A 1,043-nucleotide genomic window follows, 5' to 3' on the forward strand; every position below is an offset into this window, starting at 1 on the left:
GGTGTCGCGCGCGCGCAGCCGACCGCGCATGTACGCGCCGAGGCGGTCGACCGTCCAGGCGCACTCGGGGCCGTGGTGGGCGTCGGCGAGGTGCGCCCGGATCCACTGCTGGCGGAGGCCCTCGCGCGCCCGGTAGGCGAGCGCCGCCGTCGCGTTCGCGCTCATGCCGAGCAGCGGGGCGATCTGCTGCGGCGACATCCGCTCGACCTCGGCGTACCAGAGCACCTCCTGCCATCGCTCGGGCAGCGCCCGGAACGCCGTCGCGGTCGTCGACCGGTCGAGCGCCTCGAGCGCCGCCGCGTCGCCGGACGCGGGATCCTCCAGCGACTCGAGGTGGTCGAGCGGCGTCTCCCGGTTGGCGCGACCCCAGCTCGCGGCCGTGTTCCGGATCGTCGCGAACAGGTACGGGCGGAACGCCCCCTGCGGGCCCTTGCCTGCCCGGATCGCGTCGAAGGTCCGCGTGAAGGCCTCGGCGACGAGGTCGTCGGCGTCGAGCGTCGTGTGCGATCGCGCGACGGTGCGGGCGGATGCCTCGTGGCGTCGCCAGAGCTCGCCGTACGCCTCGCGGTCGCCGGTGCGGGTCGCCGCGATCAGGTCGGCGTCGGCGGGCGCCGAACGTGCTGGGGTCACGTGCCTGGTCCTCCTCGTGCGGGCGCGCGCCCGGATCGCCTGCGCTGACGCGGGTTGCCGGCGGTCCGCGCCGACGGGCCGCAGTGCGGTCCCGCTCATTCCACCAGATGGCCGGGGGAACGGCGAAACGCGGTGCCCGCCGACCGGGTTCCGGCGGCGGATCGCGCGAAGTCGCGTCATGATCCGCCGCCGATGCCGTCTCTCATGGTGAGGGACCGTGCACCGGGGAAGGGCCGGGAGGTCGCTCGCGATCGAGTGGACCGCGTGGGGGATCGCGCGGGACGGCGACCGGGACGGAGCGAGGGGCGACGGGGAACAGGCCTCCCGCTCCGCCCGGGGCGACCGGTCGGGCACGCCGGCCGGCGCCCGAAGCGGCTCCGGTTGCCGCGGCGCGACCGTCAGGCGATGCGCCG

Annotated in this window: 1 protein-coding gene; it reads right to left on the bottom strand. The window is 76.3% G+C overall.

The features are described 5' to 3' along the window. Positions 1-630, bottom strand: a 630-nt coding sequence (locus tag ESO86_RS17575) for an RNA polymerase sigma factor (protein WP_165308346.1), incomplete at its 3' end; no start/stop codon positions are given. Positions 631-1,043 lie beyond the last annotated feature (413 nt).

The sequence above is a fragment of the Agromyces binzhouensis genome, assembly GCF_004135055.1.
Lineage (GTDB): Bacteria > Actinomycetota > Actinomycetes > Actinomycetales > Microbacteriaceae > Agromyces > Agromyces binzhouensis.